Origin of the sequence: Lentibacillus sp. JNUCC-1, assembly GCF_009741735.1 — a bacterium.
In the GTDB taxonomy this organism is placed as follows: Bacteria; Bacillota; Bacilli; order Bacillales; family Amphibacillaceae; genus Lentibacillus_B.
The window spans coordinates 1,227,106-1,248,511 of the sequence record NZ_WHOH01000003.1 but is presented as its reverse complement, the minus strand read 5'-3'; the positions used below and the strand labels follow the sequence as shown (position 1 = coordinate 1,248,511).

At 41.3% G+C, this 21,406-nt stretch carries 19 protein-coding genes and 3 pseudogenes; 1 reads left to right on the top strand and 21 read right to left on the bottom strand.

Translation table 11 applies throughout. From position 1 onward, the window contains the following. Positions 1-10: 10 nt before the first annotated feature. From der to JNUCC1_RS19540, 18 genes and pseudogenes are all read right to left on the bottom strand, one after another. On the bottom strand, positions 11-1,321 hold the full coding sequence (gene der / locus JNUCC1_RS16860; RefSeq protein WP_156646740.1) for a ribosome biogenesis GTPase Der: 1,311 nt from the start codon (positions 1,319-1,321) through the stop codon (positions 11-13). 89 nt (positions 1,322-1,410) lie between these two features. Beyond that, positions 1,411-1,598: pseudogene (locus JNUCC1_RS16855) on the bottom strand (capping complex subunit for YIEGIA). Continuing rightward, complete coding sequence (locus tag JNUCC1_RS16850; protein WP_156646737.1) at positions 1,595-2,494, bottom strand: YIEGIA family protein; 900 nt, start codon at positions 2,492-2,494, stop codon at positions 1,595-1,597. The pseudogene JNUCC1_RS16855 and the gene JNUCC1_RS16850 overlap by 4 nt, the downstream one beginning before the upstream one ends. Before the next feature lie 4 nt (positions 2,495-2,498). Beyond that, positions 2,499-3,083, bottom strand: coding sequence for a YphA family membrane protein (locus JNUCC1_RS16845; RefSeq protein ID WP_156646735.1), 585 nt, complete (start codon positions 3,081-3,083; stop codon positions 2,499-2,501). A 92-nt stretch (positions 3,084-3,175) separates the two neighbouring features. Next, on the bottom strand, positions 3,176-4,300 hold the full coding sequence (rpsA, locus tag JNUCC1_RS16840) for a 30S ribosomal protein S1 (protein ID WP_156646733.1): 1,125 nt from the start codon (positions 4,298-4,300) through the stop codon (positions 3,176-3,178). Positions 4,301-4,437: 137 nt separating this feature from the next. Next, on the bottom strand, positions 4,438-5,028 hold the full coding sequence (locus JNUCC1_RS16835; protein ID WP_156646731.1) for a lysophospholipid acyltransferase family protein: 591 nt from the start codon (positions 5,026-5,028) through the stop codon (positions 4,438-4,440). Positions 5,029-5,039: 11 nt separating this feature from the next. Next, on the bottom strand, positions 5,040-5,720 hold the full coding sequence (gene cmk / locus JNUCC1_RS16830; RefSeq protein ID WP_156646729.1) for a (d)CMP kinase: 681 nt from the start codon (positions 5,718-5,720) through the stop codon (positions 5,040-5,042). A gap of 95 nt (positions 5,721-5,815) precedes the next feature. Then, entirely contained in the window at positions 5,816-6,472 is a 657-nt protein-coding gene (locus JNUCC1_RS16825) for a flagellar brake protein (protein ID WP_197431779.1), read from the bottom strand. Positions 6,473-6,573: 101 nt separating this feature from the next. Then, entirely contained in the window at positions 6,574-7,917 is a 1,344-nt protein-coding gene (gene ypeB / locus JNUCC1_RS16820; RefSeq protein WP_156646725.1) for a germination protein YpeB, read from the bottom strand. 15 nt (positions 7,918-7,932) lie between these two features. Next, complete coding sequence (gene sleB / locus JNUCC1_RS16815) at positions 7,933-8,559, bottom strand: spore cortex-lytic enzyme (protein ID WP_442915494.1); 627 nt, start codon at positions 8,557-8,559, stop codon at positions 7,933-7,935. Beyond that, entirely contained in the window at positions 8,538-8,762 is a 225-nt protein-coding gene (locus tag JNUCC1_RS19545) for a peptidoglycan-binding protein (protein ID WP_442915493.1), read from the bottom strand. The genes sleB and JNUCC1_RS19545 overlap by 22 nt, the downstream gene beginning before the upstream one ends. Positions 8,763-8,884: 122 nt before the next feature. After that, positions 8,885-9,564: pseudogene (prsW, locus tag JNUCC1_RS16810) on the bottom strand (glutamic-type intramembrane protease PrsW). A gap of 1,047 nt (positions 9,565-10,611) precedes the next feature. Then, the gene (locus tag JNUCC1_RS16805) at positions 10,612-11,556 is read right to left on the bottom strand and encodes a YpdA family putative bacillithiol disulfide reductase (RefSeq protein ID WP_156646723.1); all 945 of its coding nucleotides are present in this window, start codon (positions 11,554-11,556) and stop codon (positions 10,612-10,614) included. A gap of 170 nt (positions 11,557-11,726) precedes the next feature. After that, a complete protein-coding gene (locus tag JNUCC1_RS16800; RefSeq protein WP_156646721.1) occupies positions 11,727-13,001 on the bottom strand; it encodes a Glu/Leu/Phe/Val family dehydrogenase in 1,275 nt (424 codons plus the stop codon). Positions 13,002-13,081: 80 nt separating this feature from the next. Beyond that, positions 13,082-13,459 (bottom strand): hypothetical protein, encoded by a 378-nt coding sequence (locus tag JNUCC1_RS16795; RefSeq protein ID WP_156646719.1) that lies wholly within the window; start codon positions 13,457-13,459, stop codon positions 13,082-13,084. Then, a complete protein-coding gene (locus JNUCC1_RS16790; RefSeq protein WP_231784261.1) occupies positions 13,456-14,043 on the bottom strand; it encodes a CPBP family intramembrane glutamic endopeptidase in 588 nt (195 codons plus the stop codon). The genes JNUCC1_RS16795 and JNUCC1_RS16790 overlap by 4 nt, the downstream gene beginning before the upstream one ends. Then, positions 14,040-15,566: a RecQ family ATP-dependent DNA helicase gene (locus tag JNUCC1_RS16785; protein WP_156646717.1), complete on the bottom strand. Its 1,527-nt coding sequence runs from the start codon at positions 15,564-15,566 to the stop codon at positions 14,040-14,042. Before JNUCC1_RS16785 ends, JNUCC1_RS16790 begins: the two co-directional genes overlap by 4 nt. Further along, positions 15,517-15,839 (bottom strand): annotated as a pseudogene (locus tag JNUCC1_RS19540) (helix-turn-helix domain-containing protein). The gene JNUCC1_RS16785 and the pseudogene JNUCC1_RS19540 overlap by 50 nt, the downstream one beginning before the upstream one ends. Positions 15,840-16,701: 862 nt before the next feature. On the opposite strand from JNUCC1_RS19540, the gene JNUCC1_RS16770 reads away from it, so the two are divergent. Next, positions 16,702-16,941 (top strand): ferredoxin, encoded by a 240-nt coding sequence (locus JNUCC1_RS16770; RefSeq protein WP_331713841.1) that lies wholly within the window; start codon positions 16,702-16,704, stop codon positions 16,939-16,941. A 150-nt stretch (positions 16,942-17,091) separates the two neighbouring features. Here the strand turns inward: JNUCC1_RS16770 and JNUCC1_RS16765 are convergent, their stop codons facing one another. From JNUCC1_RS16765 to ccsB, 3 genes are all read right to left on the bottom strand, one after another. Then, the gene (locus tag JNUCC1_RS16765) at positions 17,092-18,849 is read right to left on the bottom strand and encodes an ATP-binding protein (RefSeq protein WP_197431777.1); all 1,758 of its coding nucleotides are present in this window, start codon (positions 18,847-18,849) and stop codon (positions 17,092-17,094) included. Continuing rightward, on the bottom strand, positions 18,849-19,565 hold the full coding sequence (locus tag JNUCC1_RS16760; protein ID WP_331713840.1) for a response regulator transcription factor: 717 nt from the start codon (positions 19,563-19,565) through the stop codon (positions 18,849-18,851). The genes JNUCC1_RS16765 and JNUCC1_RS16760 overlap by 1 nt, the downstream gene beginning before the upstream one ends. Positions 19,566-20,201: 636 nt before the next feature. Next, on the bottom strand, positions 20,202-21,386 hold the full coding sequence (gene ccsB, locus JNUCC1_RS16755) for a c-type cytochrome biogenesis protein CcsB (protein WP_156646712.1): 1,185 nt from the start codon (positions 21,384-21,386) through the stop codon (positions 20,202-20,204). Positions 21,387-21,406 lie beyond the last annotated feature (20 nt).

Here is a 21,406-nt window from a genome sequence, read left to right as displayed (position 1 = left end):
GTATTTCCTCCTAGTCCCTTTTTCTGGCAAAGATTTTAATTGGTGTCCCTGAAAAGCCAAACGCTTCTCTTATCTTATTTTCAAGGAAGCGCTCATATGAGAAATGCATGAGCTCTGTATCGTTTACAAATACCACAAAAGCGGGTGGCTTCACAGCGACTTGTGTTGCATACAAAATTTTAAGCCGCTTCCCTTTATAAGTAGGTGTAGGATTGATCGCAAGGGCGTCCATGATCACATCGTTTAGAACGTTTGTCGGTATACGTTTGGCGTGGTGTTCACTTACAAGTTTAATAGCTGGAATCAGTGTATGAATGCGTTTTTTGGTTTTGGCAGATAAAAAGACAAGCGGTGCGTAATCAAGAAACTGAAACTGTTGGCGAACATTGTCTTCAAATTCTTTCATGGCTTTATCTGTTTTTTCAACAGTATCCCATTTGTTTACAACAATAATAATACCCCTACCCGCATCATGAGCGTATCCGGCAATCCGTTTGTCCTGTTCTCTGATGCCGGTCTCAGCGTCTATCAGAACAAGAACGACATCAGAACGGTCGATTGCTTTCAATGCACGGAGAACACTATATTTTTCTGTCGCTTCGTAAACTTTTCCTTTTTTCCTCATGCCTGCTGTGTCAATGATCATATAATCTTGATGATCTCTGCGCAGTCTTGTATCCACAGCATCTCGGGTTGTCCCTTCAATATCACTAACAATAACCCGTTCCTCATTCAGGAGCGCATTAACTAAAGAGGACTTACCCACATTCGGTCTTCCGATCAGACTGAAGTATATTGTGTCTTCATCTACATCTTCAGTTTGATCTTTAGGAAACTTAGCCACTACATCATCAAGAAGGTCACCAAGACCGAGCCCGTGCGCCCCGGATATCGGGAAGGGTTCCCCAAAACCAAGTGCATAAAAGTCATAAATAGAATTACGCATTTCCACATTATCAATTTTATTCACAGCAAGTACCACAGGCTTGTTTGATCTGTAAAGAAGCTTCGCAACCTCATCATCGGAAGCAGTTATACCTTCACGGCCATTAACCATAAAAATGATGACATCTGCTTCATCTATTGCAATTTCCGCCTGATATCTGATTTGAGCAATCAGGGGCTCATCACCGACATCTATGCCCCCTGTGTCTATTAGGTTAAATGTTGTGTTCAACCATTCTGCTTCACTGTATATTCTGTCCCGGGTTACACCGGGCGTATCTTCAACGATTGAAATTCTTTCCCCGACAAGCCTGTTGAATATCGTTGACTTTCCAACGTTTGGCCTGCCCACAATGGCAACAACTGATTTTCTCATGGATGAAGAACATCCTTTCTTGTGCTATAAGTATCGAACTGTAAAAGTCTGTTACTCATTTTATCAAAGTTGAGAGATATAAACAATTTTTAACCGTGTTTAACAATCACAAGCAATTCTTCCCCCAGTGCATGGGCAATGCCATCCATAATTGCTTCCAGATTCGAGGCTACCATTTGCATTTCCTCTTTGTCATCGCACAAAAAAACCGGAGCCCCGCCGCCGATTTTTGTTTGTTCGTTGTAATGACTGCCAGTATCGCTTTTTCAACGATCATTGTGCTGCCTCCTCATCCTTATTATGCGTCCTGGACTTGGATGGAAGTCGAATTGCATTTTCAAGTACCGGGACTGCTCCAATAATCTCTGCGGCTTTTTTCACTTCTCTAATTTGGGGTAGGATAAACACACCAATGCGTCCATCGTCAAGATCACGCTTAATAAGTGGGGTGAGGGCTGGCGTGCCTGAATCTCTGAACACTCCAAGTGAAATCGATACATCATGTAAAATCGCCTGACGCTGCCCCAGGTTTGCAATGGTTGTATTAATATTCATGTTCTTTGGTGTTAAAACAAAACCCATGCCATATTTTTTAATATCTTCCTGCCGTTCTGTTAGTCCAATATTCATGATGTAAATATTATCAATATACAGCCCTGCTCCGTCAAAATGAAGTGGGTGATGCTCAATATCAACAATATCCTTTAATGTGGAGCCACTCATCAGCATTTTTCCAAGCAGCAAACAGAGGATGCCTCCTAAAAAAGCAATGTAGACATTATAGACAAGAAACAGCAACGTGCCTACAAGTGATGTGAATATAACCAGATAGTTACGGCCTTCGAACGAGATGGCGATGCCTTCGATATATGTCTTGCCTCTTGGAACCAGTTCCAGACCGTCAATTTCTGTTAAAGTTTGTCTTTCCATATTACGGACTTCACGAAATTGACTGGCTGCAAGCGTTAAAAAAGTGATGGCTGTAAATTCCTTTTCCATCAGAGCAGGCACGGCCATCGCTCCCAGTGAAGCCGCTATAAATCCAAGGGCCAGATGGATGATCTTGCCGTGCAGATAAGTCGGATATTGCCTGTAATCTGTTCGAAGCATTATAATCCGCGCTATGACACCGATTAAAATGCCAAATACAATAGGATAGATATATTCATTCATAACCTCACCTCACCAGTTGTTTCGGAAAACTGTAGAATGGGGATTTAAGCCATCTGAAAGTATGTATGACCAAGATCAACAATACCGTTACAGTCACTTGATCCAAAAACTCAAAAGATCCAATGTCTATCTGTATATGGTAACCATACAAAATCAGCTTATGCAGCATTTCCCCGTTTACCATACCCAAAACAGAGACTACCATTCTTCCTTCTGTAGTACGTTGCATGAGCACGACCAATATACAGACCAATAAAGGCATCATCAGAAGTTTAGGCATGAACCACCAAACAGGCATCAGTTGCTCCCATAACAGCATACTGGTATAGCCAATTGATAATGCTAAGGCACAGAATAAAGCATAAAGAGGCAAGGATTTACGGACAAAAACAAAAATGCTTCCTAAAAACATCAAGAAAAATGTCATATTAAAACTGATATCCGACAAGGCTACATAAAAATTGACACATGAAATCATTAATAACAGCCCGCCTGAGAGCAATGTTTTGCTATTAAAAGATGACAAAAAGAAAACCATAATCACCCAAATAACCCATGTCATCCACACAAACAAAAATCCACTGCTCAAATTGACCACCCCCATCTTTTATCATTATGGGTTGTGATCGTACTTTTTAAACAAAAAAATCCCCCTCCATCATGGAGAGGGGGAAGCAATTCTTATTTATATTTGTCCAGTTTGTCACCAATAACATCACCGAAAGAAAAGCTTGATTGATCATTGTCTTTTTCATAAGACGTAATTTCCTTAGCTTCTTCTTCCTGCTCAAGTTCTTTGATGCTCAGCGCAATGCGCTCATCTTGTTCATTCACATCTATAACTTTGACATTAACAGTCTGACCGGTTTCAAGAACTTCTGATGGTGTACCGATGTGACGATTGGCAATCTGTGAAATATGAACCAACCCTTCAACACCTGGGAAAAGCTCTACAAAAGCGCCAAAATTAACAAGTCTTTTAACAGTACCTTCTACAACATCACCAGGCGCAAGACGCGCTTCTATATTTGTCCATGGGCCAGGAAGTGTATTCTTGTGAGAAAGCGAAATACGCTCACTGTCTCGGTCAACTGACAAGATTTCCACTTCCAATTTATCGCCTTCCGACACGACATCAGATGTCTTTTCAACATGTTCATGTGATAACTCGGAAATATGCACAAGACCATCAATACCACCTACGTCCACGAAAGCACCAAAATTAGTGATACGCTGAACCGTGCCCTCGATGACTTGTCCTGGCTCAAGTTTTTGCAGGATTTCCTGCTTATTCTTTTCATTTTCCTCTTCCACAACAGCCCGATGAGAAAGAATGACGCGATCCTGTTCACGGTCAAGATCAGCCACTTTTACAGTAAGGGGCTGGTTAAGGTAGTCTGAAAAGTCTTCAACATAATAGGTCTCAACAAGTGAAGCCGGAATAAATCCGCGCAGACCAACGTCAACAACCAATCCGCCTTTTACAACCTCTTTAACCGTTGTTTCAAAAACTTCCTGGCTATTGAATTTTTCTTCCAGTTGCTCCCATGCTTCTTCTGCTTCGACAGCACGCTTGGAAAGGATAATTTCATCATCTTCCACTTTTTTAATCTTTAAAGTAAGTTCATCACCTTCAGAAACGACATCCGCAGTTTCTTCGACATGAAGGTTGGATAACTCGCTGATGGGAACAATTCCCTCGGTTTTATAACCGATATCTACAAGAACCTGCTTGTCTTCAACTTTCACAACAGTTCCTTTTACAATGTCTCCCACATTGACATTTGGTACTTCGTGCTCACTCATACTATAGCCCTCCTTAGAAATACAAACAGCAATTTCATCTTATAAATGAAATATGTCTCGATATTTTATTTGTCCACCATAATATATCATAAATAAAGATATTTTTAACCTGAAAAGAATTGATTTTACAAAAAAAGCTATTTTTGTTTTTTGTGGTCATCAATTAAGGTCTGTATATCGCCCATTATCATATTGACTGTTTCTTTAGCAGAAGTTTTATTTTCTCTGTATGATTTCATGTCCACTGGCTTTCCATAAATGACGTGCAGCCGTCTGCCAATTTTATATGGACCGACAATTGCACATGGTATAATCGTAGCTTCAGATCTTAATGCGAAAAAACCGGCACCTGCTAAAGGATCTCCAAGTTCGCCTGTTTTGCTTCTTGTCCCCTCAGGAAACAACCCAAGTGTATTGCCATCTTCCAGCACTTGCAGACCTTTTCTTAATGCATTTCGGTCTTTCATGCCCCTCTTGACTGGAAATGCCTGGATACCAGGAAGCAACTTTTTTAGAACTGGTTTATCAAACAGTTCTGATTTAGCCATAAAATAAATGGGTCTGGGCGAAGTGATGCCCACAACAGGGGGGTCCAGATTCGAAATATGATTCGAACAAATAATCACAGGCCCTCTACTCGGTATGTGTTCCTTGCCATGAACTTTAATGCGATACAGGGGAAAGAGAATGATTTTAACTGCCGTTCTGGCGATCGTATATAGATTCATAGTTCTCCCCCTTATGCCTGTATCCGCTGTTCGGCATATGTTAATATACGATCAGCGACCTCCTGAATGGATAAGCTGGTCGTATTAATTTCAATTGCATCATCCGCTTTAATCAGTGGCGAAATCTCACGTTGCGAATCAATCAAATCTCTGTCAATAATTTCTTGTTTCAATCTATCAAAATCTGCTGGAATGCCTTTATTTACATTTTCTTCATACCGGCGTTTAGCCCGCTCCTCAACAGACGCTACAAGAAATATTTTCACTTCGGCATCTGGTATTACATGGGTGCCTATATCTCGCCCATCCATAACCACACAACGTTTTGTTGCCATTTCTTTTTGACGGCGGACCATTTCATGTCTTACTGCGGGATGCGCAGCCACATGGGATACCTGGTTCGACACCTGGTCTGTCCGGATATCAAATGTAACATCTTTTCCATTTACAAAAACATGCTGCCCGTCTTCTTCCTGTTCCAGCACGATGTCGGTTTGCAGCAATAACTCATTAAGCTTTTGTTCATTACGGACATCCATACTCTGTTCTATAGCAGATAATGTCAATGCCCTGTACATCGCGCCGGTATCAATATATATGTAGGATAGACGGTGGGCAACTATTTTGGCAACCGTGCTCTTGCCAGCTGCTGCCGGCCCATCAATTGCAATGGCGATATTATTTTCATTCATGTACAGTCATTCCTTCCAAAGGCTCTTAAGGTCTCAACCTACTTTCGCATACATATCATAACATAAGTAACAAACCAGCGTCCATTTGACTGCAATCATAATCGTTCTTTACGTCTTGTCTCCCGCTGTTTTTCAAAACAATAACGGATGATCGTCTGTCTATCTTTATCTGATATCTCAGTGAATCCGAGTGATGCGCTTTTAATCTTATTAACCATACGGATTCTGACAACTCTTGCTTTAGCATGACTATAAATGATTTCCCCTGATAAGAATGGAAGCACCATCGTGACAGCAACGTTTTCACCTTCAATCAGAGTCTGATTCTGTGTAATGACGGACAAACCTCCGCCGCTGATATCGAGTGTAACCGTCGTGAAGCTTTCTTGCCCCTTCTCAATACGTTCAACGGCAATGTCTATTGCGGTATCGATGCGTACGTATTGTCTTCGTTGTATTTTCTTAATAGTCGTTTGATCAGGTTGAAACAGCTTTAACGCTGGTATCGTTAATTTCACCCTTGATACAATATGTGTCGCAAAAGTGTAAACTGCTTTATCCTTTCCAACATAAGAGATGCGGACATGTGCATCGATTGGAAGAAATGCTGATTTATTTGTTTGTTCCCCAATCGGGTAGTCTATGTATATAAATTGATCCCTCACATCAATTACATTTGCCCTGTAAGTTTCTTCAGCATATTCATCACCGTCCAGCACAACAAGCGACAATGGCGTACCAACTGGCAGCATACAAATTCCCCCTTTGTATATAATTTTATTATTACAGAAAAAAAGCAAAAGGAAAAGGCTAAACAGCCCTTTCCTTCCAAAACTGACCATTCAATCTTGTTTTACGATAACCCTTCGTAATTGATCTCAGTACCCCCAAGTTTTTCAATACGTTCTTCATTTCCGTTTAAAGCATTAATAAAGATTCTATATGTGTCATCATTCATGGTTCCTAGAAACTCATGAACAAGAACTTCTTCACCTAAATCGTTTTCGATGACGGCAAGATGATTTTCTTGTATTTTCACATTAGAATTCACTTGCTCTTTTGCTTCTTCGGCGGACCATTCCGGTTCCGGTATTTCCCTCTCGTGGTGATTCATATAAAAGTTTCGTGCAGTCAATCCAAGAATGTCTCCATTATCGAGGGCAACTTTCACTTCCACAGCGTCCGGGTATATTCGAATGTCATCCTGATTATATAAAAATGAATAAACGCCGATATGTTCATATTCACTGCTGTTGAAGATCTGCATATGATCAAGATCATAATCCTGTAAATAACGCTCTGCCTTTTCAAGCCCTTTATTCAAACTGAGCTTTTTTTCTTTAATAGGTCGCTCAACTAAAATATTCAGCGGATGCCCGCCTTTTTGGGTCATATCCATATATCCATGACGATCACCATCTTTATACGATATACTGTAGAGGGGAATATCAGCCCCCTTGCCTGTCCCGGCAATTGCAAGATCCTGGTCGTCTTTCAGTTTAAAAATCGCTTTACTTTTGTCAAGCGCTGTTTCTTGATTGAGTTTTTCGCCTGAGATATTTTTAAACTCATGATCTTTCGTTGCCATGCCTATCACACTGGACTGAATGTTGCCTTCTGAATACCCTTCCACTTTTTCTTCCACGGTTTTAAAGCCATCAATAATGGTATTATCCGCCTGTTCGTCTTCAGTAGCCAAAGCCAGTTCGACATCCATCCAACGCAGATTATTTTCAAGTACCAGGTGCTGTACTTCCCGCAGCTCGTCTTTTATATCAGCAGCTTGTTTATACAAATTTTCCAAAGCCTTTGTCTCTTCATCTGTCAGCGGATCTTTCTCCAGGTTTCGAACCGACGTTCTGTAGGTGAAATCACCAATATCTGCCAGAAATGATTCCGTTTTATTAAAAGGCAGCAATGTTAAAGGGAGATTCCCCACATCTGACAAAGATTCTGAAGTTAAGCGCCAGATTTCCACCATGGCGGGTGATAGACTTTTTTCGGAATTCATAGCCAGTGCTGTACCAATTTTATCATGAAGCAAATCCATGTGGTAAGTGAGGTTATGGAATGACTTTTGATAATTGTTTTCCGCCTGAATCAAGATTGCGTTTTTATCCTGTCTCTCTTGGTAACCCCAAATTCCGCCTGCGATTGTCGTTATGGACAAGACTCCGATCAATATCCAGCGTATCATACTGTTCCCACCTTTCTATTTACAAAATATATGTTTGCCAATCTTTTTGATTTGCGGTCTTGTCCATATCCAAGCAGAGGTAGCCGTGTCTGGGTTAAAATAATATAAAGCATTTCCAGATGGGTCCCAGCCATTAATGGCATCCAAGACTGCGCGTTTTGATTCGTCGTTCGGTGTAAGCCATATCTGACCGTCTGCTACGGCTGTAAAAGCTCTCGGCTCGAATATAACACCTGAAACCGTGTTAGGAAATGTCGGACTCTGAACACGGTTAAGAATGACCGCAGCTACGGCAACCTGGCCTACGTAAGACTCTCCCCTCGATTCCCCATGAACAGCATTCGCCAGCAATTTAATATCATTTTGCGAATAACCTTGTGGCACATTTACTTTTGAAGTCCCCGTGGGGGTAGTTGAAGGCTGTTCCTTTTGGTCTGGTTGCTTTTTTGGAGCAGTCTGCTTCTTGTTGTCCACCCCTCCATAATGAGTGAAGCGATTGCCCTCTTTAATTTGTTTTTGCACAAAATCTTTATCATACTTACTTGCCTTTGCTAGCTTATTCTTGGTGGTGCCACCTGCAAGACCGTCAATATCAAGCCCGAATTCATACTGAAAGTTTCTTAAAGCCCAGTATGTCCCCATCCAAAAACACCGTCAATTTTTCCATTGTAAAAGCCCAGATATTGCAGCCGTGCTTGCAATTCAATTACATCGTCCCCCACCGCACCGTGTTGAATAACCTGATTTGAAAATGCCTTCACCGGATGATTTGAATGAACAGGCACAAGGAAAATCGTCATGATGATTATTCCTGCGGCCAGGATAAGTCTTTTCTTAAGAGTCATATTTGCTCCTCCTGCTCTACTGGTTGTTCTGGTCAGTTATTTTTTGTCAAACACGTCAGGTTTATACATCAAAATCCTGTCTCTTAAGACAAATTAAAACCTCCACACGTTTGTATGGAGGCTTAAGCTTGATTTTTAAATTGATTGATGGGAACCACGTCGTTATGTCGGGACAGGGCTGATGCAGTTTTAACACGGCGCATGGCAAGCATCCATAAGCCCAACATAAACGGAACTAAAACATATGCCCAGTTCGTTCCAGTCAAAATATAATTATATGTCCCATGCAAAAGAAATGGTAGTACAAGTGCCAGAATGATATGACGAACCTTTCGAGCTTTCCTCATTTTGGCTTTCCCAAAGTAATAACCCATAATAACCCAAACAGAGCATGGGATGATACCGGGAAAATCGCTCTTGTAAGCGCATATTTTAAACCATTTGTCATCAAGTACAGCACGTTTTCAAAAGTTGCAAACCCTAGACTGATTGCTACTGCGTATACAATTCCATCATAATGGGTGTCGAATTCGGTATGATGATAGATCATGTATATAAAAATGAACCATTTGAAGAACTCTTCAAAAAAACCTGACACAATAAATGACTGAAACACGCCATTTTGTATCCAGCCTTCCTGAGCTATGGCATATTGCATAAACATAATCGGCAATACGAGCAAAACGCCCCACAAAAACATCTTTATAATTAACGGCAGCGGCTCAGCATACCTGTCTTTTAGATAAAAGAATGACATCAACGCAACCGCCGGAGCCACACTGGCAGACAGTACAGCAAACATACAAATGCCCTCATTTCGAGTTGATAAGACAATCGTACCATTAACACTAAAAATTGAAAACACAAATTTTAAAATACATATACATTCACTTTAAATTCTTTCCTTAAAAAATTGCCGATTTCACTTAAAAAACATGGTGATAGTAGACACAAACTGTGAACTAATGAAAACTTGAATGACTGCTTCTGGCAACTAACCACCACAATGAGAGCGTCGTGATTTGCGCTTCGGGAAGTCGCTTTAACTTTATCACAGCTCAAGTGCGACATCTGTTCAAGAACCCCACTTTCACAGTGTCTTCTAGCCGCGGGCACGGCCTCAGCCTCCTTGCCCCGGCAAGGGGTATGTCGACGTTGCCCGCAAAGGGCGGTTTTAGTCGACCCTCCTTAATGTACTCACTGTGGGGTCTTCAGACTCGTGCTGTTCCCGCAGGAGTCGACTTCCCTCCGCTCCAATCACTCTATGTAATTCAGGGGCTTGGACGGCTCTGCATAAGAATTTAAGTTTGAACGGAACACTTCTTGGGCTGCTCATGAAAGCAAGAAGGAAGGTGAACACTTCTCACCAAGCTCGGGGAAACACGGAGACTCCAGCGGGAGGACGAGCCTCGGTGAGACCCCGGAGGTCGTTAGACCGAGGAGGCTCAGCAGCGCCCGCGGAAAGCGCAGTGTTTCCCCCGAGCCGCTGAGCGAGACAGTTACAAGTTAGTTCGCAGTTTACTTATATTGTGCTTTAATGAACAGGAGTAATATATATGAAAAAGATTTACTTTTAATGGAAAAACCTCCAGCTGGAATCATTCAGCTGGAGGTTGTTTTTTGATGTTTCTTTCGGTTGGGTATACACCATCAGGCGTTGTTGGTGTGTACCTACTTGATCATTCTAATTTCCGATGCATGTAATTAAGTTCAGTTTACCGTGTGAGTAATAGCCAAATGTTTCTTTTAAAGCCATAACGAGCCATTCTAGTAAATACAAATAATTTGTCTTATATAGTAAACGCAGTAAAGAAGTATTTGGCTCGTTCAAATATGCCGTAATTGATGGTTACTGGTGAATCGTTTCTTTATCTGCAATCGATTTGGCGATATTCATACCGTGGAAGCGTCCATTTTCAATGAAGATCTTATTATTATTGAACCCCGCTGCTACGACGCCAGCGATATAAATGCCTGGTACATTGGTTTCGTATGTGTGCTCATCGTGGCACGGTTTTCCTGTCTCAGAATCAATTTTAATCCCCATTGTCTCAAGAAACTCAACGTTTGGTTTATATCCAATCATAGCAAACACAAAATCATTATCAATGGTATGCACCTCTTTACCAGTCTGATAGGTAACAGAGTGATCTGTAATGCTGCGTACCTGCGCGCTAAAAACCATTTTTACATACTGTTTATTGGCAAGCGCCTCAAAGTTGGGTAAAATCCACGGTTTGATACTTTGGGAATATTCAGCTCCCCGATAAAGCACCGTCACATGAGCACCAGCAGCGTGCAGTTCCAAGGCTGCATCTACTGCAGAGTTTTTACCGCCAATCACTACGACATCTGTATTAAAGTAAGGGTGGGCTTCTTTAAAGTAATGTGATACTTTGGGCAATGTTTCACCTGGTACCCCAAGCGTATTCGGCTGGTCATAGTACCCTGTTGCAATGATTGCATAATCGGCTTTGTATATACGCTCTTCCCCTGTAGTGTGCTGGGTATAAATTAAGAAAGCATCGCCTTTCTTTTCAACGGCTGTTACTTTTTCAAATGTGTTGATGCGCAGGTCCATTCTTTTTGCAACATTGCGGTAATACACAAGTGCCTCGTTACGTACGGGTTTCTGCTTTTCTGTTATAAATGGCACTTCTCCTATTTCCAGTTTGTCGCTTGAACTAAAAAATGTCTGGTGGGTTGGGAATTGGTGTATCGTATGGGCAACATTTTGTTTTTCAATAATGAGCGGATTAAAGCCTTGTTTCTTAAGTTCTATGGCACAAGACATGCCACACGGCCCACCCCAACGATCACCACTTTTTCCTCATTTTGATTTATTTCCTTCACTGTCAATCACGTCCTTTGTTCAATAAAAACATTTTATCGCACAGACAAAAACTCTTATCTAATATACACGATAAGAGTTTTTGCGTCATTTATAAAGATGTGCGCGGGTTATTATACCCAGCCACGGAATCTCGCAGCTTCAGCCATTTTTCTCACACCGACCATATAGGCAGCAAGTCTCATATCTATACGTCTAGTTTGAGCTGTTTGATAGATGGCGTTAAATGATTTAATCATAATTTCATGAAGCTTCTCATCGATTTCTTCTTCTGACCAGTAGTAACCCTGGTTGTTTTGCACCCATTCGAAATAAGATACCGTAACACCGCCAGCTGATGCCATGACATCCGGCACAAGCAAGATATCTCTTTCGGTCAATATTTTCGTGGCTTCCATTGTAGTTGGACCATTCGCAGCTTCCACAACAATTTTAGCTTGGATATTATGGGCGTTCTCTTCGGTGATTTGATTTTGTACAGCTGCTGGAACTAAAATATCACATTCCAATTCAAGCATTTCTTTATTTGAAATGGTATTGTTAAATAAGTTTGTCACCGTACCAAAACTGTCTCGACGTTCCAGCAGGTAATCGATATCTAAACCTTCAGGATCATGAATAGCACCATAAGCGTCTGAAATGGCAACAACTTTTGCACCTGCGTCATGTAAGAATTTGGACAGGAAGCTACCGGCATTACCGAACCCCTGGACAATAACTCTTGCCCCTTTTAATTCAATATCTCTTTTCTTGGCTGCTTCATTGATACAAATTGTAACACCTTTGGCTGTAGCAGATTCACGTCCGTGAGAACCACCAAGAACAATGGGCTTGCCAGTAATAAAACCAGGGCTGTTGTATTCATCTATACGACTGTATTCATCCATCATCCAAGCCATGATCTGCGAATTTGTAAAAACGTCCGGTGCAGGGATGTCTTTTGTCGGTCCTACAATCTGACTGATGGCCCGGACATAACCCCGACTTAATCCCTCAAGTTCACGAAAAGACATTTCTCGCGGATCACAGATGATGCCGCCCTTTCCTCCACCATATGGCAAGTCGACAATTCCGGCTTTTAAACTCATCCATATTGATAGCGCTTTAACTTCTTTTTCCGTAACATCCGGATGAAAGCGAACGCCGCCCTTTGTCGGTCCTACAGCATCGTTATGCTGGGCACGGTAACCCGTAAAAATCTTGATTGACCCGTCATCCATTCTGACAGGAATTCGAACAGTCAACATACGAATCGGATCCTTTAGTAACTGATAAACCTCATCCGGATATCCCAATTTGTCCAAGGCATTTTTAATTACAACCCGAGTTGAATGCAAAACATCCATCTGTTCGTTTTCTTTGCTTGAAGCTGCTTTCTCGGCCACCATGATTACCTCCTACAATATCCCTAAAAATTATTATAAGTTATACTCAAATTTTAGTATACACGTTCATAGTAAATATGCAATCATAAGAATTCATGCGTATCCAACCATATACTCGGACCCTCTTCACTTGATTGGGGCCCTGCCGCCATTATTGTACCATCCAAATACATCCATGCCAACACCAATATGACAATAAGGATAATTACAACAAGTAAAAGCCGGAGTAAAGGACGTTTGATCTTTAATTTTACAGGCGTCTTTTTCTGCTGATGAACCATTTTACGCGGCGGTAAATTCAGAATATCAATTTCTTCTTCAGAATCCGGATTTGAATGATTATGTTCTGGTTTATTCTGGTCAGTTTCATCTGCCTGAAATTCATTTGCTTGTACGTCTCCTATTAATCTTCGCAATTCCTCTGCCTGATCCTCATCCTGTCGCTCAGTTTTTTCATTCATCGAAATCCCCCCATCCGGAAGCGAATCAAACATCCTAAAACAAAGTCAACTGTAAAATGTGCAGCTATCGTAACAAGAATATTGCCTGTAATTTCGTACATATAGCCAATGTAAAAGCTGACAAATAAAATGGAAACGAACAGTACAGGTTTTTTCAAGTAACGAATATGTACGAGTGTGAACAAAATACTTGCCGTAAAATATCCAAATACAGTTTGAATAGCGCCACGAAATAACATTTCTTCAGCTATGGCAACAACTGCTGCTAAGATAAATATACCGCCAAATGGGCGGCTTTGAAACAAACGCTTGTTAATGCCGCCGTCATCAAAAAAACGCTCAGGAAACACTTTCATAAGCACCAGGTCGGCACAAATAACCACAAGCCCGGCACCCACGCCATAATAGCTTATGGCTTCGATGTCCCATTTAACCAGCTGGAGCCAAACAGAAAGATCATCAAATAAAAATAAACTCAGCCCAACAGCGAAAACCATCATCAGTGCTTGTGACATATATACCTGTATGGTTAATTGACGATCTGACAATGTTTTAATAATATCGCTTTGTGATTTCATTTTCATTGCTGCAGCAAACGCTTTCTGAGTTTCATATGCCAATTCTCTCCATTTGATTCGCGTTTTCTCTCACTGATAATGCGCTTATCCCATTGAAGGCCACAATTTGAACAGCAGTTCACAGTCCTCTTGGTATAACCATCTTGAAAATGACGATATAACTCGTATCGCAAACAATTAGTGGTTTCCATCCAGTCTACCATTTGTTTCAACTTATGTTCTTTGACGCCCATACGTTGTTGGATATGAGAAAGAATGGTATCTATTGTTTTTACCCAATCATCTGCTGACTGAATAAAACGACCATCTTCAGTTATTATATCACGTTTCATAAGCTGGTGTTTCAGAAATCGCCACTGAATCTCATTTAAGCCTGTCATAAGTATCATTTCTTCATCGAAAGGAAGTTTTCTGCTTGTGGTGCTAAGATTTCTAATAATGCTAATTATATTTCCGAGTTGCTGTTCATCAGGCAATTCATTCGCCAGCAGCCGTTTTGATAGATGCACATCTTTAGAATCATACAACAAAACGGCCATACTATCTTTTCCATCTCTGCCGGCTCGGCCTACCTCTTGGATATAGGATTCCAGCTGAGTTGGAAAATGATAATGTACAATAAGATGAATATCGCTCTTATCAATCCCCATTCCAAAGGCGCTTGTACAACAAATCACATCTGTCTGGTCATTCATAAACTGCTGTTGAATTAATAGTCTGTCAGACTGTTCCATTCCGCCATGATAATAAGCAATGCGGCGATCCTTAAAAGCGGCTTGAAGATTTAAGGCAACCTCCTCCGTAAGCTGACGGCTTGAAAAGTATATTAATGTCGGTGCCTGATACATTTCGAGCAAATCCTTTAACCGCGACATCTTATCTTTATGGTCAAAAACCTGCTCAACTGCAAACATAATATTCTGTCGATCCATTGGATGTATATGCCGTTTGATGTTGGGAAGATTCAATACGCGTATGATATCCTCTTGTACCTGTGGGGTTGCAGTCGCACTTAGAGCCATCACAGGGGGATTGCCAAGATGTGCAATCGTTTCAGAAAGCCTCATATAGTCAGGCCGGAATTCATGTCCCCATTGTGAAATGCAATGTGCTTCGTCAATGACAAACAAACTAACTTCTTGTCGCTTAAAAGCTGTCATAATAACAGGGTTCTGCAAAAGTTCGGGTGAGATATAGATCAATTTATATGCGCCAAGGGATCGGAGAACTTCCTGCCTTTCCTTAGGGCTCATAAAGCTATTCAAGGCAATCGAACCCTTATAGTGCTGCGCTCTTAATTGTTTCACCTGGTCTGTCATAAGAGAGATTAACGGGCTTACAACAATTGTTAAACCTTTTAAAAGTTGAGCTGGCAATTGATAGCATAATGATTTGCCTGAGCCCGTCGGCAAAACCCCCATAACATCATGGCCTCCCATAACATCTTCAATAATCGCCTTCTGTCCAGTTCTGAATGCATCATAATTGAGATGATGTTTCAGTTCTTTTTCCAATTCCCTTGAGGGCATCAAATTCACCTTCTCTCTGCATGGCAGCTATGACCAAACGTATCTGAAAATAGGAAACATCCTCATTCATTTGTTCTTTAATGTCCTTTAATCGATATGAGGTTGTTTGCTGAATCGCCTGAGCTATTCTGTCTTTCTCCCTACTGGGGACAAACGGTTCGAGGGGATGTTGGGGTCAAAATAAATGATTTCGACAATATGATCATACACCGTATTCAGTTTTAGTCCCCTGGCTACAGAAATTTCTTCGGGCGTGTACTTCTTTTTGATCATATCATAGGTTTGACTTGCTGAATGGCTCATTGTACTTGGTTGTTCAATCCCTGTTAACACCTTCTGCATAAATGGATAGGCATCTGAGTCGCTAATCATCTGTATCATTCGATGATTGACCAAAGTTAGCTTAAGATGAACATCATCAACAGAAAGGTTGTATGCTTGCGATAGCTGTCGTATGCTTGCTCCGTAGTGCAGATACCCCGTTATTCGATCCACAAACATCTCTGCCTGCTCCTCGTGGATGTTGGATAGAAGAGAGAATAATTCATAATACAGTCTCTCAAGCACTTTTTCAGGATGGTTGTTTTGCCGATAGATCTTCTTAACCCAGTTCAATATCAAACGATCATCTTCAATAGGTATGAAAGAAAAATAGTTGTTTGCAGCGTTGGTCATCGTCTGAATGAGGAGAAGCAGTCGTCTGATAAATACAGGTTCAACAGCATGATAATGTATTCCATTGAAATGATGAAGATCAAACTTCTGGTCTTTTAACCATGTTGCACCTTTCTTCGTTGGCATAACTGTTTTGGAGTCTAGGAGGGTTAGTAACCTCTCATCAAGGAGATGTTGCACAACGCTTTGAAATCGATGTCTTGCCAAAGCTTTGTAAACGCCATAAAGCGGTCCCAATCCATATACATGTATATCTTGAAGAGTTTGGACGGATTTTTTACCGATTAGAATATTGTAGCATGCAGATGTTGTTCGGTTTCCTCGGAATTTTAAATTAGAAGCTATGATCATACCTTCAAGCAGCATTTTAACCAATTCCTTTGTAATGAGAATATTTGCCAGGTTGCCATTTATCTCGGAGGGTTTTACAATATAGATGAAGTAGCAAGGAGGATACTTAGTGGCGACCTATACCATTGTAGACCAAGAAACATGCATTGCTTGTGGGGCGTGCGGGATGGCAGCTCCGGATCTATTTGACTATGACGAAGAAGGCATCGCTTTTGTATGCATAGATCACAATACTGGAACAGAAGAGGTTGATGAGGATATTATTGAAGACTTGAATGATGCTTGGGAAGAGTGCCCGACCAATTCTGTAAAAACCGCTCATCAACCTTTCAATGGCGAGACGGGGTAATTTGATTCAGAATGTGAATAAGAATAATATACTTTTGTTCATATACAGATTAAATGTTTTCTCAAAATAAGTCAAAAAAACGCATGTCATTTGATTTGTGCTTATCCAAGACATGCGTTCTAATTTTAATAAATTATATCCTATTTAAAACTAATTTGGGATTTTAATGGTGAAAGTAGTACCTTCTCCCAGTTTGCTGTTGACTGTAATAGATCCCCGGTGTGCTTCAACAATGTGCTTAGCAATGGAGAGTCCAAGACCAGTGCCTTTTTTCTTGCCGTTTCGTGTTCTGGCTTTATCTGCTTTGTAAAAACGCTCAAATACAAATGGAAGATCGTCCTCTGGTATACCTGAACCATTATCTTTCACTGAAATGGTGAATTTATCTTGATGACTCAAAGCGATGACTTTGACTTCTCCATTTTCACTTGTATGTCTAATAGCATTATCAATTAAATTGGTGAGCACTTGCTCCATCTTATCAGCATCCATCATGACCGTTTGTGTTTGGATATCTTTTTCCTGTGTCAGATCAATATGAGTATCTTCAGCTAAACCTCTGAACTTCCTCATAATCCGTTCAAAAAATTTGTCAAGATTAACTTCATCTTTATCCAGTTGAATATGGCCTGCTTCCATCCGAGCCAGGTCAAGCAGTTCATTTACCAGTCTGCCCATCCTGAGTGACTCTTCATGAATGATTTCAGCCAGCTCATTTTTATCTTCTTTACTTTCTGCAACATCATCCACTATCGCCTCACTATAACCTTGCATCATCGCTATTGGTGTTCTCAGTTCGTGAGAGACGTTGGCAATAAAATCCTTACGCAATTTATCAAGCCGACGTTCGTCAGTCATGTCGCGTATGACAGCAACTGCGCCTCTTACATAGGTTTGGTTATATAAAGGTGTCATGATCATGACCCATGTACGTCCTTGCAAATTGATTTCTTGCATGACTTCAGTTTCTTTATTGACAACCTCTGTTAATAATTCCTTTAATTCTTCCGGAAGCATTTGATTTTCTTCAAATTGGTCTTCATTTTTATCAAAATACCAACTATCCAGAAAGTGTTCTGCAGGGGCGTTGGTGACAATGATATTGCCATTTCTGTTTAAAGTCATCACACCGTCAGCCATTGAACTGATAATGCTGGACATTTGCTCTTTCTCCTGCCGCAGTGCATTAATATGAAACTTTAACTGACGCCCCATTCTGTTAAATGCCATCGCCAGACCGCCAATTTCATCATTGGTTAAGATGGGGACCTTTGTATTAAATTCCCCTCTTGTCAGATCAAACGCGGCTTCTCGCATCTTAATGAGCGGAGAGGTAATTCTCGTAGACAGAAAGAAAGCGAAAATGGTCGTCAAAATAATCGCGATTCCAGCCGCCAGAAAAATAATTTTTGTTGTTTCAGCTTTTGTTTGGTCGATCACAGCTAGAGATTGATAAACATACACTGCTCCCTGTCCATTTGGAATAGGAGTCCCGACCACCATTATTTCTGTGGATGTTCCTGGGAGAAGTGTTTGCTTTTTGACTTCTTCTCCCTTTACGACATTATTGAGTTCTTGGTCATGACCTATCCATGTTGTTGAGTCTTCAGCAGAAAGAGCGTCATCACTTGTTTCAGACAGCCAATACTCTTCATCGTTGAACCTAATCAACACACGGCTTGAGGGATCTTTGATATAATCAACTGTCTCAATTAAATTTTCCCGATGTTCATACTGGTTAACCATCGTTGATATTTTATTGGCAGTTTCCAAAATATCTTCTTCAGCTTCTTGAATATGGAAATTCTCAAAAAACTCAAGCATGAGAATTGTGAGTACGAATAATACAAAAGAAACTAGCAATAGAATTGTTATTGCTAGTTTGCCAACCACACTGCGCCAAAACATCAGTTATCATCCACCTCAAATTTATAGCCGACGCCCCACACCGTTACAATCATCTTAGCAGCTTGTTCGGATACTTGGCTTAATTTTTCTCTTAATCTTTTGACATGTGTGTCCACAGTACGCAGATCGCCGAAGAATTCATAATGCCATACCTCTTTCAACAAATCCTCTCGGTGGAAGACCTTGTCAGGGGACTTAGCCAAAAAACACAGCAATTCATATTCTTTTGGTGTTAAACCCACTTCTGTCCCATCTGCTGTAACCCTATGTGCATCATGATCAATCGTTAAATGCGGAAAAGAAAGGATATCTTTAGGCGGCAATGAAGATTGCTCAAACTGTGATGCAGACATACGCCTTAAAATGGCCTTAACTCTAAGCACAACTTCTCTGGGGCTGAAAGGTTTTACAATGTAATCATCTGCACCGACTTCAAACCCTTGCACACGATTGGATTCTTCTCCCTTAGCTGTCAGCATAATTATAGGCGTTTCTTTCTCTTTTCGGATTTCCTTGCATACATCAATGCCATTCATACCAGGCATCATAATATCAAGCAAGATAACACTGTATGTATCATTCATTGCCATCTCAAGTGCCTCCGTGCCATCTTCAGCTTCTTCCACCTCAAACTCTTCACGTTCAAGATACATACGAATAAGCCGTCTGATCCGATCCTCATCATCTACTACCAATACCTTATTTGTTTCCTCCACGCAGCAATCCCCCTTATATTCATCATTAACCAATACCAAATATCCATAAACTGCGAAGTAACTAGACAGATTTTAATGACTGCCCCTGGCAACCGCTCGGGGAAAACACTCCGCGTCCAGTGGGCGCTGATGAGCCTCCTCGCGCTGCGCGCTGTGGGGTCTCATCTAGGCTTTTTCTCCCACAGGAGTCTCCGTGTTTTCCCCGAGCTAGGTATGAGAGGTTAATTCTCTAACTCCTTTGTTAGTAGAACCGTCCAAGCCACTAACTAACATAGAGTGATTGGAGCGGAGGGAAGTCGACTCCTGCGGGAACAGCACGAGTCCGAAGACCCCGCAGAGGTGGTTTTCCTCGAGGAGGCTAAGGCCGTGCCCGCGGAAAGCGACTTCCCGCAGCGGAAATCACGGTACGCTTATCACACAAGTTAATTTATATACTCCTTGCATTTCCAGCAATAGCTTTTGTGTGTAAATCCAAGTTTTCACTAGTTCGCGGTTTGTGTCTACTTAGTATTTTTGTTGGTCCACTTTTAAAAGTGTTGTTGTGATAGATTATAAATGAAAAAGCATAAAATGTATAAGGAAAGCATACATTATTATTATAAAGACAGGACATCTATGTGATATCCTGTCTGTTAGTTAAGCATATGAATGCAAGCCTGCCAAGATCAAGTTTACAACAATGATGTTAAACATAATGATCCCGAATCCGCCGACTGCGAGCCAGGCTGATTTTTCACCATGCCAGCCTCTTGATAATCTGAGGTGAAGAAATGCGGCGTAAAAGAACCAGGTTACGAGAGCCCACACTTCTTTAGGATCCCATCCCCAGAACCGGTCCCAAGCAATCTGAGCCCATATCGCCGCGAAAATGAGTCCCCCGAGTGTGAAAACGGGGAATCCAATCGCTACAGCACGGTAAGTAATCTCATCAAGCAAGTCCGGCTTTGTTCTTTGCAGAAGGGGCTGAAGAGCAGCGCCTACCCGCTTTCGAATGAACAGGAGTACAAGCCCATAAATGACTGTACCACTGATAAAGGACCAAATAATCGTGTTGAGTTTTTGGCCTGCATCTTTACCTTGCATCCAGGCCGGCGCTTCAAACACAGGTTCCATAGCACCTGGTGTCAGCATTTCACCGTCATGCGGCCCAGCAATTGGCGGCATATGATAAACCGATTCATAAGGTTTTTCATTATGCTCATAACCATATGTCGCTTCAAAACCGGCAATATTGAACACCGTTGAAATGGCAATAAAACCTATGAACAAGAACAAAATGTACATGACCAGTTCAAGAAACATGTTGTGCTTACTTGTTACTTTCTGGTCAATTTGCCTGATTAAATAAATCAGGCCTGATACGAAACTGACTGACAAAATGGCGCTCCCAAGTGATACAGTCGTAACGTGGATATAGAGCCAATGACTTTTTAATGACGGTACCAGCGGTGCAATTTCTGTCGGGAACATGCTTGCGTATGCAATTAAAATCATTGCAATTGGCAGCGCAAACAACCCCAGCACATGAACCCGATAAATAAAATACAAAACGATGAAGGTCATTACGATCCCCATGCCAAAGAACGTAACAAACTCAAACATGTTGCTCACCGGGGCATGTCCACTGGCGATCCATCTCGTGATAAAGTATATGAGTTGAGCAATGACCCCTATTATCGTAAGCGCAATGCCTATTGTGCCCGCCTTTCCTTTTTTGGTACTTCGTTTATCGCGTATGGTTGCCCCAAAAAAGAAAGTCGCAACTAAATACAAAATGAAAGCTGTATATAAAGCGGCGCTGCTTATTTTAAGTAAATCCATTTCTTATCCTCCTCTGCAAG